This window comes from Actinoplanes sp. TBRC 11911, assembly GCF_012933445.1.
In the GTDB taxonomy this organism is placed as follows: domain Bacteria; phylum Actinomycetota; class Actinomycetes; order Mycobacteriales; family Micromonosporaceae; genus Actinoplanes.
Map to the genome: position 1 here is coordinate 351,565 of NZ_JABBNC010000002.1, position 14,029 is coordinate 365,593.

A 14,029-nucleotide genomic window follows, 5' to 3' on the forward strand; every position below is an offset into this window, starting at 1 on the left:
TGCTCCGGTCGGGCGATCAAGTACGGCGACACGAGACTCGGGAAATTCGGGTCTTACCACCTCGCTTCCGTCCACAATGGTCGGGTGCGATCGACCGTCGAGGAGACGATCATGGTTTACGGCACCGTGAAGTGGTTCAACGCGGACAAGGGCTTCGGATTCATCACCCCTGAGGACGGCGGTCCCGACGTCTTCGCGCACTTCTCCGCGATCCAGATGTCCGGCTACCGGACGCTCGAGGAGAACCAGCGGGTCGAGTTCGAGGTAACTCAAGGCCAGAAGGGCCCGCAGGCGGCCAACATCCGCGCCGCCAGCTAGTCCATCGAAGCAAGGGTCCCCCGGTCCACCGACCGAGGGACCCTTGGCATCAGATCGTTGCCGGGGTTGGGGGCAGCGGGGCTGTGCCGCCCAGGTGGGCCGGGAGCCACCAGCGGTCGTCGTTGGCCGCAGGCTTGTCGGGGTAGGCGCGCTGGACCGCGTCGAGCAGATCCTGCAGGCGCTTCTTGAGGGTCGCGGTGATGTCGTCGGGGGAGGTGCCCTTGGGCATCTCGATCGGCTCACCGATCTTGATGAACACCGGCACGTGCCGCTTGGTCAGATCTTTCTTGTGCCCCTTGGTCCAGAGCCGGTGCGGACCCCACACCGCCATCGGGATCAGCGGCACCTTCGCCGTGCGCGCCAGCCGGGCCGCGCCGGACTTCAGTTCCTTCACCGTGAACGACTCGCTGATCGTCGCCTCCGGGAAGACGCCGACGACCTCACCGTTCTTCAGCGCCGTGGCGGCCTCGCGGAACGAGGCGGCCCCCGCGTCCCGGTTGACCGGGATGTGCCGCATGCCGCGCATCAGCGGCCCGCTGATCTTGTGGTCGAAGACCGACTGCTTGGCCATGAAGCGAACCAGCCGCTTGGCCGGCCGCGCGCCGAACCCGGCGAAGATGAAGTCGAGATAGCTGACGTGATTGCTCGCCAGGACGGCACCCCCCGTCGTCGGAACGTGCTCGGCACCGTCGACGTGGATCTTCAGGTCGAGCACCCGGAACATCGTCTTGGCGAAGGCGATGACCGGGGGATACACGATTTCCATGGACCGACGGTAACGGAAGGGGCGGAAGGTCACCTAGACGGCATGCGGCGGAATGGCGGTCTAACGCCGTAACGCGTTATTTCCCGCCGTAGTGTTCACTGGACTCATGTCCGACCCGCGCGCCGAGACCTTCGGCCGGCAGCGTCCCGGTGGTGCGCTTTCGTCGGGCCTGGTCACGGGCACGGGCGTACCGCCGCAAGCGCCGCCGCCGGACGACCCGCCGCAGCCGCCCCCGCCCGATGGACCACGACGGCGCCGGCGTCAGATATTGATCTTCTCCGGTGTGGCCGGTGCGGTTCTCGCGATAGGTGTGACGGTAATCCTGGTTTTGGCGCTCTCCGGAACCGCGTCGCCGTTCGGGGAGAAGGTCGCCGCGCCCACCGACGTGCGTCCGCCGCTGGCGCAGGCGTGCCCGGCACCGACCGGGTCGCCGGATGCCGCACCCACCCAGGCGCCGCCCTCGCTGCCGCCGGCCACCGGTGCGCGCACTGTCGACCAGGAGGCCGGCATCTCGTACAAGGCATACCCGGCGCCGTGGGTCACCTGGAACGAGGTGTGGCGGGCCGGGACGCTCGAAGTCCCGTACAAGGTGGGCCAGCACTTCGTGACCGAGCAGTACAGCGGCGGCCTCTACCACGCGTCGATCCTGTCGGCCGCGGTGCCGGCCGCGGACAACGACGCGGTGACGCTGAACCTGGAGTGCGTGGGCCGGCAGGTGGCCGCGGACGTGCGCGCCGAGTATTACCCGCAGCCGAACACGTTGGACCGGATCCGCGACGAGCTGACCACGCTGGGCGGGCGTCCGGCCTACGTCAGCGAGTTCCGGCTGCACTTCCGGGCGCCCGGCCTGATGGCCACCGACGAACTCTCCGCGGTGGCCATCATCGACGTCGGCAAACCCACGGCCGCCGTCCTGTACGTCTCGATCCCCGGCACCCACAAGCAATACGACTACGTGGTCGACGACGTCCTCAAATCCGTCAGACCTCTTTGAGTCCCCACCGTTTGCGCAGCTTGTTGTCGGCGGCGTTGAAGAGGACGTCGATCAGGATGCCGATGATCAGCACCACGATGATGTAGCTGATCACCAGGCTGGAGTCGCTGAGATCGCGCGCCTGTTGCATCCGTACGCCGATGGACAGCGCCCCGGGCACGATGACGAGCAGCTCGCCGGCCATCAGGCTGCGCCACGAGAACGCCCAGCCCTGCTTGAGCCCGGAGATGAACGAGGGCAGCGCGGCCGGCAGGATCAGATGCCGGTACTTCGCGACGCCCCGCATGCCGAGCACCTGACCCACCCGCAGCCACGTCCGCGGCACGTAGTCGATGCCGCTGATCAGCCCGTTCGCCACCGAGGGCGCGGCACCGATCACCACCACGAACAGGATCGCCTTCTCGCTGAGCTGGAACAGCAGGATCGCCAGCGGGAACCACATGATCGACGGCATCGTCTGCAGCCCGGTGATCAGCGAGCCGATCGCCGCGCGCAGCGGCGCGAACCGGGAGACCGCGGCTCCGACCACCGTGCCGATCACGACCGCCAGCAGGAAGCCGGTGATCGCGCGCGTCAGGGTGAGCCTCACGCCGTCCCAGAAGTCACTCGTTTTGACCACGTCGCCCAGGTCGCCGAACACGGTGCGCGGGCCGGGCAGCACGAACTCCGGCTTCCAGTGCGACCACACCACGATCTGCCAGACCAGCAGCACGATCACGATGGCGAGCAGCTTCGGCCAGGCGCTGCGCCAGATCCGCTTCGCCAGGTCGCCCTTCTCGGCGGTGGGCGCGAGTTCGAGCGCGTCCAGGCCTCCGACGGTGTCAGCCTGCATGCCGGGCCACCTCCGCGCGCAACTTGTCGGTGATCTCCGCCGCCTGTCCGGACACCTCGGGCGAGTCGATGCGCCGGGGGCGCGGGTGCAACACCGGGAAGTCCTCGATCACCCGGCCCGGCCGGCTGCTCAGCAGCACGACCCGGTCGCCCAGCCGGACCGCCTCGCGCACGTTGTGCGTCACGAACAGGACGGTCAGCTCCTGCTCCCGCCAGATCCGTTCCAGCTCGTCGTGCAGGATGTCGCGGGTCATCGCGTCCAGCGCGCCGAACGGCTCGTCCATCAGCAGGATGTCCGCGTTCTGGGCGAGCGCGCGGGCCAGCGCGACGCGCTGCCGCATGCCGCCGGACAGCTCGTGCGGCCGCTTGTCGCCGAAGCCCTTGAGCCGGACGATCTCCAGCAGTTCCTGGGCTCGCTTGCGGCGCTCGCCGCGGCCCATGCCCTGCAGGCGCAGCGGCAGTTCGACGTTGCCGGCCACCGACAGCCACGGGAACAGGGCCGCCTCCTGGAACATCAGCGACACCTTGCGGCCGCCGATGTCCAGGGTGCCGCCGGTGATCTGGTCCAGCCCGGCGACCAGCGACAGCAGTGTGCTCTTGCCGCACCCGGAGGCGCCGAGCAGGCACACGAACTCGCCCTGGCGCACGGTCAGCGACACGCGATCCAGGGCGAGCAGCGCGTTACGACCCGAGCCGTACGCCTTCGAGACGTTCTCGAGGCGTACGACGTCGGTCTGTGTCTCGACGAGAGTCATCAGGAGGCCGTGGCCGCGTCGCTGACGGGCTGCTGGCCACCGGCCTTGAGCAGGTCGTTCAGCGGGCCGAGGTCGTAGATGCCGGTGAGGTCGACCGGTTTGAGCAGGCCCACGTCCTCGGCGTGCTTCGCGCTGGTGAACAGCGACGACGCGATCGGGTCGGCGGTGAACTCCATGTTCTTGAAGGCGCTGGCCAGCACGTCGTCCTTGAGCGGCTTGCCGGTGAGCGCGGCCAGCTGCGCGTTGGCCGCCTGTTGCGCACCGGCCGGGTCGTTCTTGATGTAGTCGAGCGACTTGAGGTGACCCTGCAGCAGCTTCGTCACGGTCACCGGGTACTTCTTCAGGAAGTCCTGGGACACGATCAGGTGGGTGGTGACGAACTGCCCGCCCGGCCACAGGTCTTTCTCGTTGACCAGCAGCTTGCCCTTGGACTCGATGATCATCCGGCTGAGGTTGGGCTCGGGCACCCACGCGCCGTCGATCGCGCCCTGGGCGAACGCCTGCAGCGAGGTGGCGTTGTCCTGCGGCAGCACCGAGACGTCGCCGCCGCCCTGCTGGTCGGCATTGAGGCCGTTCTGCTTGAGCCAGGAGCGCAGCGCGACGTCCTGCGTGTTGCCGAGCTGCGGCGTGGCGATCTTCTTGCCCTTGAGGTCGGCCGCGCCGTTGATGCCCGGCTTCACCACCAGGCCGGCGCCACCCGAGGTGCTCCCCGCGATGATCTTCAGGCCGGTGCCCTTGGACTGCGCCCAGGCGTTGATCGCGGGATTCGGTCCCAGGTACGCGGCGTCGATCGCCCCCGAGAACAGCGCCTCGATCGCGGCCGGCCCGGCGTTGAAGGTCTTGCCCTCGAGCTTGGTGTTGCCCAGCGCCTCCTGGAAGAAGCCCTTGTTCACGCCGACCAGCGCCGGCGCGTGCGTGATGTTCGGGAAATAGCCGAGCCGGATCGCCGACGCCTCGCCACCGGCCGAAGCCTTGTCGTCGTCGCCGCTACAGGCGGTAAGGGCGGTCGCTGACAGGAGGACGGTCGCGGCGAGGGCAAGCGCACGGACAGTGCGGGAGCTCATGCTCACTCCTAGTTGTTCGCCCAAAATCTCGTAAGCCTATCTGTTGCATGGGAATACTGGATGATGTGGGATTGGGAAGTCAAGGGGGACTGCGATCGGCATCACGTCGGCTTCTTGTCAGTAGCTACGCCGCTCAGTGCTCAAGCGGTGACCTCGCGTCGCCACGTTGACCACGTAAAGCGCTAATGTCTTTCCGTGGCGCGCAAAATGAAGATCCCCGCGACGAAGTATCCGGTCGAGCGATTCACCCTGGACAACGGTCTGCGCGTGGTGCTGACACCCGATCGCAGCGCCCCGGTCGTCGGCGTCGCGGTCGTCTACGACGTGGGCATCCGTTCCGAACCCGAGGGGCGCACCGGCTTCGCGCACCTGTTCGAGCACCTGATGTTCCAGGGCTCGGAGAATCTGGAGAAGCTGGCCCACTTCCGGCACGTGCAGGGCGCCGGTGGCACCTTCAACGGGTCCACCCACCTGGACTACACGGACTACTTCGAGGTGCTGCCCGCCGGCGCGCTGGAACGCGCCCTCTTCCTGGAGGCCGACCGCATGCGCGGCCCGCGCCTGACGGAGGAGAACCTGCAGAACCAGATCGACGTGGTCAAGGAGGAGATCCGGGTCAACGTGATGAACCGGCCGTACGGCGGGTTCCCGTGGCTCAAGCTCCCCCCGGTGCTCTTCGCCAGCTTCGCCAACTCGCACGACGGGTACGGCTCGTTCGGCGACCTGGACAGCGCCACGGTCGACGACGCGCGCACCTTCTTCGAGCGTTACTACGCCAGCGGCAACGCCACGCTCGCGGTGGCCGGCGACTTCGACGTGGCCAAGGCCACCGAGATGATCCACCGCCACTTCGGTGACGTGCCGTCGCGCCCGGCGCCGCAGTTGCCCGACTTCGACGAGCCCGATCTGACCGCGGAGAAACGCGACTCGTACACCGATCGCCTCGCCCCGCTGCCCGGCGTGGCCAGCGCGTGGCGGGTGCCGGACCCGATCCACGACTTCGAGCGTTACCTGCCGTTCGTGGTGCTCGCCGAGGTGCTCACCGACGGCGACGCCTCCCGCCTGGTCGACCGCCTGGCCCAGCGCGACCGCTCGGTCACCAGCATCGGGGGCTATATCGGTTTCATGGGCGACGAGTTCCAGGTGCGCAACCCGACGGCGCTGCTGCTGCAGGCGAACCTGCCGCCCGGCGGCGACTCCGAGAAGGTGCTGCGCACGGTCGACGAAGAGATCGACCGCCTGGTCGCCGACGGGCTCGCGGCCGGCGAGCTGGAGCGCACCCAGGCGCGCATCGCGACGCACCTGCTGCGGGACACCGACGCGGTGCTCGGCCGCGCCCTGCCGATGGCCGTTCTCGAGTTGCAGCGCGGCCGCCCCGAGATGCTCAACGAACTGCCCAAGCTCCTCGGTGAGGTCACCGAGGCACAGATCGTCGAGGCCGCCGCCACCCTGCGCCCGCAGCGGCGCGCCACCGTCGAGGTCATTCCCGGAGTCAGCTCATGACCATGCACACCCTTCCCGACCTGATTCCGGACGCCAAGCTCAAGCTGCCGACGCAGGCCGAGCGCACGCTGTCCAGCGGGCTCACCGTGATCGCCATCCGGCGGCCCGCGGTGCCGCTCGTCGAGCTGCGGCTGCGCGTGCCGTTCGGCCGGGCGCCGCTGCCCCGGGCCACCCTGCTGTCGCAGGCGCTGTTCACCGGCACCGGCACCATGTCCAGCGTCGACATCGCGGCCGAGCTGCAGGCGGTGGGCGGCGGCCTGTCCGCCGGGCTCGACCCGGACCGCCTGCTGGTCACCGGCAACGCGCTCGCCTCCGGCCTGGACCGCACGCTGGAGATCCTCGCGGCGGTGCTGACCGACCCGGCCTACCCGAACGAGGAGGTGGCCACCGAGCGCGACCGCCTGGTCGACCACATCCAGGTGGCGCTCAGCCAGCCCGCGCACCTCGCCCGCACGGCCCTGCTCAAGCGGATGTACGGCAACCACCCGTACGCGGTGCAGACGCCCGAGCCGGAACAGGTCCGCGGCGTACGCCCGGGTCAGTTGCGCACCCTGCACGGCGACCGGGTCCGCCCCGAGGGCTCGGTGCTGGTGCTGGTCGGCGACATCAACCCGGAGAAGGCGATCGACGCCGCGGAGAAGGCGCTCGGCAGCTGGACCGGCCCCGGCAAGGACGGCGACGTCCCGCCCACGCCCGCCCTGCAGCCCGGCCCGCTGGTGCTGGTGGACCGGCCCGGCGCGGTGCAGTCCTCGCTGCGGATGGCGCTGCCCGCGCTGGGCCGCACCGACCCCGACTACGCGGCCCTGCAGCTGGCCAACCTGATCTTCGGCGGTTACTTCTCCTCCCGCTGGGTGGAGAACATGCGCGAGGACAAGGGCTACACGTACGGCCCGCACACATCGATCGAGCATTTCCTGGCCGGTTCGGCGTTGCTGGTCGCGGCCGAGGTGGCCACCGAGGTGACCGGGCCGTCACTGCTCGAGACGCTCTACGAGCTGGGCCGCATCGCCAGCCTGCCGCCGAGCGAGGACGAGCTCGAGCAGGCCCGCCGGTACGCCCTCGGCACGCTGCGCCTGGGCATGTCCACGCAAGCCGGCCTGGCCGGGCTGGCCAGCATGTACGCGAGCTTCGGGCTGCGCCTGGACTACCTGCGCGACTACTCGACGGCCCTGAGCAAGGCGACCCGCGAGCAGGTGGCCGAGGTGGCCGCGCGGTTCCTGGCGCCGTCGCGGGCGATCACCGTCGTGCTCGGCGACGCGGCCAAGGTGGAGGCGCCGCTGGCCGCCCTCACCACGGTGGAGAAGGGGTGAGCGAGCGGGAGCATCCGGGGACGCCGCCACTGGCCCGCAGTGCTCTGGACCGCGCCGCCCTGCACCGCACCGACGACGCGTGGCTGGCCGACGCCTGGGAACGCGGCCGGGTCATGGTCATCGACTCCTCGAACGGCCGCGCTCTGGTCACCGACCGTCCGGACGGCGGCGCCGCGCTCGTGACGCTGTCGCCGAAGGAGGCGCCCGAGGGCGAGCACTGGTTCCTCGGCGTCGACACCGACGGCACCCCGTTATGGGCCATGGACGCCGCGCTGGGCTCGCCGGACGGATCCCGCGCCGCCACCCTGCGCGACGTCGGCCACCTGCTCGACGACCGGGACGCCGGGATCTTCACCGAGGCGGCGGCGCTGGCCAACTGGCACGCGAGCCACCGGTTCTCGCCGCGCACCGGCTTACCCACCGAGACGGTCGAAGCCGGCTGGGCGCGCCGCGACACCGAGGGCAACACCATGTGGCCGCGCACCGACCCGGCCATGATCGTGCTGGTGCACGACGGGACGCCCGGCCCGCAGGGGCGGTGCCTGCTCGGTCACAACGCCGCGTGGCAGGACCCGCGCGGCGACCTGCGCTATTCCTGTCTCGCCGGGTTCGTCGAGCCCGGCGAGTCGGCCGAGGCCGCGGTCGCGCGCGAGGTGGACGAGGAGGTCGGCATCCGGCTGTCCACCGTGACGTACGCGGGCAGCCAGTCCTGGCCGTACCCCGCTTCGCTGATGCTCGGCTACCACGCCACCGCCGACGCGCGGCAGCCGTTCCAGCTCGACCCGAAGGAGATCGACGACGCCCGGTGGTTCACGCGGGCCGAGGTCGAGGAGATCATCGAGGGCGGGTTCCACCACCCGGACAACGGCGCCCCGATCCGCCTGCCGATGCGTTCATCGATCGCCTTCTGGCTCATCGAGCACTGGTTGACGGGTTTGGCCTGATCAGGGCCGTCGGTAACGCATAACACAAAACTTTTCCACTTTCTCGGTAACCAAATGGCGCGCGGGCCGCGTCTTGGAGGGCAAAGACCGAGAGGTGGAAATTCGATGACGCAGGTGGAAGCGCCCGCATGGACGCCCATGACGGACGACGAGCGCGCCCAGTTCGACCGGGACGGGTTCCTCGTCGTGCCGGGGGTGCTGAGCGAGAGTGAGATCGAGGTCGCGCGCGCCGCGGTTCTCGGTGCTTACGAGCGGGCGGGACAGCCCGGCGGGCACGGCCTCGGCCCGACCGGCGCACTGCACCAGCTCTCCGCGGTGACCTCCGTGCCGGAGCTGGCTTTCCTGTTGGACCACCCGAAGGCGTTCCGGTACATCTGGTCGCTGCTGGGCTGGAACATTCACGTGTACCACTCGCACGTCGACGTGCACCCGCAGCTCACCGAGAAGCGGAAGGAGTGGTGGGAGTGGCACCAGGACGGCGGCCGGCAGAACCGGGAGATCGAGACCGACCCGCGGCCGATGCTGTCGGTGAAGCTCGCCTACTGGCTGTCCGACGTGAGCGAGCCCGGCCGCGGTAACTTCACCGTGCTGCCCGGCAGCCACAAGACCAACTGGCTCCCCGGCCCGCCGAGCCGTGGCGTGCCGTGGCCGCAGCCCGAGGGTGCCATCCAGGTCACCGCGAACGCGGGCGACCTGGTCGTGTTCGACCGGCGCCTGTGGCACGCGCGCTCCGACAACTACTCGGACATCACCCGCGTCGGCGCCTTCTTCGGGTACACGTACCGCTGGATCGCCGGCCGCGACGAGGTCGCCGAGCTGCCCGAGACGGCGGCCTGGGCGGGCTTCAACGACGTGCAGAAGCAGCTGCTCGGCGGGGTCGGCGACGGCACCGGCGACCACGCCTGGGGCCATTACCCGGAGACCACGCCGCTGTACGGCGCGCTCAAGGAGCGGGGCCTGCTGGACTCCAGCATCCCGGCTCTCAAGCCGTAAACCCGCTCATCCGGATACCATCCGGATGTGGGGCAAATCGGGACAATCGCGAAAACAGCGACCGCGGCCGGCGGACTCATCCTTCAAGCACTGACGGACGAGCAGCCGGCGCGGTCGCTGTCGCGTCTGGCGGACTCCCCGAGCGCCGTACGGCTGCTGCGGGAGCTCTTCATCGTGTCGGTGCGCCGCAGCTTCGTCCGGCGCGATCCGCGCGACGTCACGCGCTACGTCGCCGACCTCCTCGAATACCGGTCGCTGCCGTCCGGCGGTGAGATCGCGCGCGAGACCGAGGCCCTGATCCGGACCGCGCTCGGCGAGCCCGACCTGGCCCGGGGCATCGCCGACCTGCGCCGGTTCGAGCTGAGCTGCTTCGTGATCGGCGACCTGGCCCGGCCGCCGGGGGTGCCGCAGGCCGAACTGCTCGGCCTGGTCGATCAGGCGGAACGCCGAGTCGCGCGGCGGGCCACATGAGCTCCACGATGTTCTCCGGCGGGGCCGGGGTCACCGAGCCGCCGGATCCCGAGGTGGTCGTCGAGGCGTACGCGGCCCCGGAAATCACCACCGAGGCCGGGCGTTATCTGCGGGCCGTGGCCCGCGACGAGGTCCCGCCGCGCCGCAGCGTGGCCGACGACGACGCGCGCCGGCTGTGGGAGATCGCTTTCGGTCTGGCGGCTCGTCGCCGCTTCGCCGAGCGCGCGCCGCTCGCCGAGATCAGCCGGACCGTCGCCGCGGCCGTCCACGAGCACCCGACACTGTGCCTGCCGATGCTCGACGCCGAGATGCTGCTGCGGGCCGCGCTCGGCGAGGAGGTCCCGGTCGACGAGATCGACCCGGACGTGGTGGTGGCGGTCTACGTGCTGCTTTTCCGCGCGATAGCCGACGAGCTCGCCCTCGGTGAGGACGAGCTCGGCGGACTGATCGTGCAGGCGGAGAAGACCGCGTTCTAGACGGCGATCGCCGCCAGCTTCTGCTTGACCTGCACGATGGACGGATTGGTCAGGGCCGAACCGTCCTCGAACCGCAGCGTCGGCACCGTCTGGTTGCCGCCGTTGACACTCTCCACGTACTCGGCGGAGGCCGGATCCCGCTCGATGTCCACGACCTCGTAGGCGATGCCTTCGCGGTCGAGTTGGGTCTTGAGACGGTGGCAGAAGCCGCACCAGGTCGTCGAGTACATGGTTAACATCGGTCGGTTTTCCCTTCGAACGGGTCACAGGGGGACAGCGCAATACGGCACAACGTCGTACCGGAGTGCCATGATTCCCTGCGTGCTGACAGATGCGGTGCTGGCCGGGCTCGACCCGGAACAGCGGACGGCGGTGACCGCTGCGGCCGGTCCGGTCTGCATCCTGGCCGGCGCCGGCACCGGCAAGACCCGGGCCATCACGCACCGCATCGCGTACCGCACGCTCACCGGCGAGATCAGCCCGCGGCACATCCTGTCGGTCACCTTCACCGCGCGGGCCGCCGCCGAGATGCGCGCCCGGCTCACCGCGCTCGGCGCCGACGGCGTCCAGGCCCGCACGTTCCACGCGGCCGCGTTGCGCCAGGTGCGTTACTTCGCGCCCCGCCTGCTCGAGGGCCGCGGGATGCCCGAGCTGCTGGAGAGCAAGGTGCGGGTGGTCGCGCTCGCGGCAGGCCGGGCCGGGGTGCGGGCCGACCGGGCCGTCGCGCGTGACCTGGCCGGCGAGATCGAGTGGGCCAAGTCGTCGCTGGTCGAGCCCGGGGAGTACGCGGTGGCCGCGGCCAAGGCGCTGCGCGAGCCGCCGTTCGAGCCGGCCAAGGTGGCGGAGGTCTTCGCGGCGTACGAGACCCTGAAGCGGCGCCAAGGCGTGATCGACTTCGAGGACATGCTGCGCGCCGCGGTCTGGGGGATCGAGGAGCACCCGGACGTCGCCGAGCAGATCCGCGCGCAGTACCGCCACTTCGTCGTGGACGAATATCAGGACGTCAACCCGCTGCAGCAACGCCTGCTGGAGGCGTGGCTGGGTGGCCGGGACGACCTCACCGTGGTCGGCGACGCGAGCCAGACGATCTACTCGTTCACCGGCGCCACCTCGTCGTACCTGATCGACTTCCCGCGCCGGCACCGGGACGCGGTGGTGGTCCGGCTGGTCCGCGACTACCGCTCGACGCCCCAGGTGGTCGGTCTGGCCAACGCGGTGATCCGCCAGGCGCGAGGCAGCGAGGCCCGGCTCCGGCTGGAGCTGGTGGGTCAGCGGCCGCCGGGCGCCGAGCCCGAGCTGAAGATTTTCCCGGACGAGGTCGCCGAAGCCGCCGCGGTGGCGCGCCGCTGCCGTGACCTGATCGCGGCGGGCACCCCGGCCAGTGAGATCGCCATTCTGTTCCGCACCAACGCGCAGTCCGAGACGTACGAGGAGGCGCTGGCCGCCGCCGAGGTGCCGTACGTGGTGCGCGGCGCGGAGCGCTTCTTCGACCGGCCGGAGATCCGCCAGGCGATGATCGCGTTGCGCGCGGCGGTGCGCTCCACGCCCGGCGAGACCCCGCTGGTGCAGGCCGTCGTGGAGGCGCTCGCGGCGACCGGGTGGCAGCAGGGCAAACCCCCGCCGGGTGGGGCGGCACGCGAGCAGTGGGAGGCCCTCGCGGCCCTGGTCGCCCTTGCCGAGGAGTTCGCCCGTACGCCGGTGCTGGAACCCATCGGACAGGCCGGCTCGGTGCAGCGCGAGTTGACGCTGGCCGCCTTCACCGAGGAGCTGGCCCGCCGCGCCGAGCAGCAGCACGCCCCCACCGTTTCCGGCGTCACGCTCGCCTCGCTGCACTCCGCCAAGGGCCTCGAATGGGACGCGGTGTTCCTGGCCGGGCTGGCCGACGGGACACTGCCGACCACGTACGCCAAGACGCCCGACCAGCTCGAGGAGGAGCGCCGCCTGCTGTACGTCGGGGTGACCCGGGCCCGGCAGTGGCTCTGGTTGTCCTACGGCCAGATGCGGTCGTCCGGCGGCCGTTCCCGGCGCCCGTGCCGGTTCCTGCCCCAGCTGTCGCGCACGCCGTCCACCGAGCGGGCCGGCACGCAGAGTCGGAAACCCGACCGACGGCGACCGCAGGTGGCCTCCTGCCGGATTTGCGGGGCCACCCTGCTGGCCGGCGCCGACCGCAAACTGGGCCGGTGCCCGACCTGCCCGTCGGACCTCGACGAGGATCTCCACGAGCGTCTCCAGACATGGCGGTCCGGCGTCGCCGCCCATCTCAAAGTCCCTGCGTACGTGGTATTCACCGATGCCACTCTGATAGCCGTCGCGGAACGTCGCCCGTCGTCGCCCGCGGAGCTGCTCGCGATCGCCGGGATCGGACCTCGGAAGCTCGGTCAGTACGGTGCCGCGGTCTTCGCTCTGGTGGCCGGTGCGAGCCCGGCCGAAGTCTCGTCAGAAAACTTTGGAAACTAGTCCGTAATTCGTTTGCCCTCGCTTACGCGGCAGGCATAGCCTCAGTGGGCACCTGGTCGGGACGCCTCCCGAACAGGGACAACGACGAGTGCAAGGCAATGGAGGAGGTGGCAGTCATGGAGATCTTCGCTACGACGTTCCGACCGTGGACGCCGCTGACTTCCGCTTGCGCTCCGTCGGCTCTCAAAGACCGTCCCGTGGCCGTGATGGCCGCCGAGCGGGCTCCGGTCTCGCGGGTGCACCAGGTCCAGATCCAGGCCGAGCTGGCTCAGGAACTGCTGCTCGTCAGCGCAAGGAACGGCAACACCAGCACCACCGGGTTCAAGGGCATCGATGTCTCCACGAAGCGTTACGCGGATGGTGGCAATGGTGTTCCGCCTCGAGGAAGGCCGGTCTGACAGACCAGACCTCCGGCTCACCTCGAGGCCGCGGAACCCGTAACCGGGATCCGCGGCCTAATTTTTTGCCGGCTCACCGGCCGGATGCACGACCTGTACGGCGATCCAGAAGATCGATCGAAGAAGAGAGAGGTGACCGGGCTTTATGAGTCTGGCGCTGGCCCCGCTCGACGTGAGCGTCGAGATCGAGGCAAACCTGCCCTGTCGGAAGTTCGACCCGGACCTGTGGTTCTCCGATTCCCCCGCCCAGCTGGAACTGGCGAAGTCGCTCTGCGGTGAGTGCCCGCTGCGCGCCGAGTGCCTGGCCGGCGCGGTGGAGCGCAACGAGCCGTGGGGAGTCTGGGGCGGCGAGATCTTTGAGCGTGGCGCCGTGGTTCCGCGCAAGCGGCCCCGTGGCCGTCCCCGCAAGGCCGATGTGGCTCGCGACGCCGAGCTCGCGGTCGAGGTCGAGGAGCGGCTCGCCGCGAACGGCCTGGAGTCCCGCAATTCGGTCCGCCTCGCGGCCTGACCTTCCGTCCCCTTCCGACCCCGAAACGAAAGCAGAGCAATCGACATGACCACGAATGGAGCACCGAAGGTGAGACTCATCCAAGAAGCGTTGTCCCGGGCCCGAACGCGTCGGCCTCAGAGTGAGTACACGTCTGAGGCGCACCGCCCCGCTCGCCAGGTCGCCATGGAGGCCCGTCACCGGGCCGCGCGCGAACTCGGCGGTGGGCGCTACTGAGTCCCGGTTGTTTCTTTCGAAGGCC

General features: G+C 69.9%; 16 protein-coding genes. 11 read left to right on the top strand and 5 right to left on the bottom strand.

The genetic code is table 11. The annotated features are described in order from the left end of the window. The first annotated feature begins 111 nt into the window (after window positions 1-111). Entirely contained in the window at window positions 112-318 is a 207-nt protein-coding gene (locus HH310_RS04710; RefSeq protein ID WP_169174349.1) for a cold-shock protein, read from the top strand. A 49-nt stretch (window positions 319-367) separates the two neighbouring features. On the opposite strand, the gene HH310_RS04715 is transcribed toward HH310_RS04710, so the two are convergent. Next, window positions 368-1,084 carry a 1-acyl-sn-glycerol-3-phosphate acyltransferase gene (locus HH310_RS04715; RefSeq protein WP_169174126.1) on the bottom strand — a complete coding sequence of 239 codons (717 nt, stop codon included), beginning with the start codon at window positions 1,082-1,084 and terminating at the stop codon, window positions 368-370. A gap of 106 nt (window positions 1,085-1,190) precedes the next feature. Between HH310_RS04715 and HH310_RS04720 the strand changes: the two genes are divergently transcribed. After that, window positions 1,191-2,078 (top strand): hypothetical protein, encoded by an 888-nt coding sequence (locus HH310_RS04720; protein ID WP_169174127.1) that lies wholly within the window; start codon window positions 1,191-1,193, stop codon window positions 2,076-2,078. Here the strand turns inward: HH310_RS04720 and HH310_RS04725 are convergent. The 3 genes from HH310_RS04725 to HH310_RS04735 are packed head-to-tail and all read right to left on the bottom strand — an operon-like array spanning window position 2,065 to window position 4,728. Further along, the gene (locus HH310_RS04725) at window positions 2,065-2,910 is read right to left on the bottom strand and encodes an ABC transporter permease (RefSeq protein WP_169174128.1); all 846 of its coding nucleotides are present in this window, start codon (window positions 2,908-2,910) and stop codon (window positions 2,065-2,067) included. The two genes, HH310_RS04720 and HH310_RS04725, sit on opposite strands and share 14 nt — an antisense overlap. Further along, window positions 2,900-3,664 carry an ABC transporter ATP-binding protein gene (locus tag HH310_RS04730; protein ID WP_169174129.1) on the bottom strand — a complete coding sequence of 255 codons (765 nt, stop codon included), beginning with the start codon at window positions 3,662-3,664 and terminating at the stop codon, window positions 2,900-2,902. Before HH310_RS04730 ends, HH310_RS04725 begins: the two co-directional genes overlap by 11 nt. Continuing rightward, window positions 3,664-4,728 (bottom strand): ABC transporter substrate-binding protein, encoded by a 1,065-nt coding sequence (locus HH310_RS04735; protein ID WP_169174130.1) that lies wholly within the window; start codon window positions 4,726-4,728, stop codon window positions 3,664-3,666. Before HH310_RS04735 ends, HH310_RS04730 begins: the two co-directional genes overlap by 1 nt. 207 nt (window positions 4,729-4,935) lie before the next feature. On the opposite strand from HH310_RS04735, the gene HH310_RS04740 reads away from it, so the two are divergent. The 6 genes from HH310_RS04740 (at window position 4,936) to HH310_RS04765 (ending at window position 10,425) form a co-directional block, all read left to right on the top strand. Continuing rightward, window positions 4,936-6,231 carry a pitrilysin family protein gene (locus tag HH310_RS04740; protein ID WP_169174350.1) on the top strand — a complete coding sequence of 432 codons (1,296 nt, stop codon included), beginning with the start codon at window positions 4,936-4,938 and terminating at the stop codon, window positions 6,229-6,231. Beyond that, window positions 6,228-7,541 (top strand): pitrilysin family protein, encoded by a 1,314-nt coding sequence (locus HH310_RS04745; protein ID WP_169174131.1) that lies wholly within the window; start codon window positions 6,228-6,230, stop codon window positions 7,539-7,541. Before HH310_RS04740 ends, HH310_RS04745 begins: the two co-directional genes overlap by 4 nt. Next, window positions 7,538-8,485, top strand: coding sequence for an NAD(+) diphosphatase (gene nudC / locus HH310_RS04750; protein ID WP_169174132.1), 948 nt, complete (start codon window positions 7,538-7,540; stop codon window positions 8,483-8,485). Before HH310_RS04745 ends, nudC begins: the two co-directional genes overlap by 4 nt. Window positions 8,486-8,590: 105 nt before the next feature. Beyond that, a complete protein-coding gene (locus HH310_RS04755) occupies window positions 8,591-9,478 on the top strand; it encodes a phytanoyl-CoA dioxygenase family protein (RefSeq protein WP_169174133.1) in 888 nt (295 codons plus the stop codon). Between the two features lie 27 nt (window positions 9,479-9,505). Next, window positions 9,506-9,949 carry a hypothetical protein gene (locus HH310_RS04760; RefSeq protein ID WP_169174134.1) on the top strand — a complete coding sequence of 148 codons (444 nt, stop codon included), beginning with the start codon at window positions 9,506-9,508 and terminating at the stop codon, window positions 9,947-9,949. Then, window positions 9,946-10,425: a hypothetical protein gene (locus tag HH310_RS04765; protein WP_169174135.1), complete on the top strand. Its 480-nt coding sequence runs from the start codon at window positions 9,946-9,948 to the stop codon at window positions 10,423-10,425. Before HH310_RS04760 ends, HH310_RS04765 begins: the two co-directional genes overlap by 4 nt. On the opposite strand, the gene HH310_RS04770 is transcribed toward HH310_RS04765, so the two are convergent. Beyond that, window positions 10,422-10,664: a mycoredoxin gene (locus HH310_RS04770; RefSeq protein ID WP_169174136.1), complete on the bottom strand. Its 243-nt coding sequence runs from the start codon at window positions 10,662-10,664 to the stop codon at window positions 10,422-10,424. The two genes, HH310_RS04765 and HH310_RS04770, sit on opposite strands and share 4 nt — an antisense overlap. 70 nt (window positions 10,665-10,734) lie before the next feature. On the opposite strand from HH310_RS04770, the gene HH310_RS04775 reads away from it, so the two are divergent. The 3 genes from HH310_RS04775 (at window position 10,735) to HH310_RS04785 (ending at window position 13,788) form a co-directional block, all read left to right on the top strand. Next, entirely contained in the window at window positions 10,735-12,882 is a 2,148-nt protein-coding gene (locus HH310_RS04775; protein WP_211191717.1) for an ATP-dependent DNA helicase UvrD2, read from the top strand. A gap of 116 nt (window positions 12,883-12,998) precedes the next feature. Beyond that, complete coding sequence (locus tag HH310_RS04780) at window positions 12,999-13,280, top strand: hypothetical protein (RefSeq protein WP_169174138.1); 282 nt, start codon at window positions 12,999-13,001, stop codon at window positions 13,278-13,280. Window positions 13,281-13,425: 145 nt separating this feature from the next. Next, on the top strand, window positions 13,426-13,788 hold the full coding sequence (locus tag HH310_RS04785) for a WhiB family transcriptional regulator (RefSeq protein ID WP_169174139.1): 363 nt from the start codon (window positions 13,426-13,428) through the stop codon (window positions 13,786-13,788). Window positions 13,789-14,029: the final 241 nt, after the last annotated feature.